The organism is Bacillus sp. SIMBA_008 (assembly GCF_046535495.1).
Classification (GTDB): Bacteria; Bacillota; Bacilli; order Bacillales; family Bacillaceae; genus Bacillus; species Bacillus subtilis.
In genome coordinates, this window is the sequence record NZ_JAWRWL010000198.1 from 1 (window position 1) to 320 (window position 320).

Consider the following 320-nt stretch of genomic DNA (forward strand, 5'->3'; position numbering starts at 1 on the left):
GTTATATATAACTCTCCAAAGACGCCAATCGGAACTGGCTCTCCTTGCGCATCACATATGAAAATATGCTCATTCGGCATCGGCTGTCCAATAGGAATGACTTGCTCATCCCAGTCTTGGGGAATCAAAAAGGATGATGACTGAACCGTACATTCAGTCGGCCCATACGCATTAATCATGATCGGTTTTTCACCTGATATATGCTGTAAAAATTGATCCATCAGCTCTTTTGTGAACACCTCTCCGCCAACCAGCAACATGTTCAACGCAGGCAGGTCTTGTCTTGATTGCGCTGCTGCTTTGTTCATCAGCTTCAAGTG

At 45.0% G+C, this 320-nt stretch carries 1 protein-coding gene; it reads right to left on the reverse strand.

All coding sequences use genetic code 11. The features are described from left to right. Positions 1-320, reverse strand: a 320-nt coding sequence (locus SB658_RS22810) for an AMP-binding protein (protein ID WP_410602519.1), incomplete at both ends; no start/stop codon positions are given.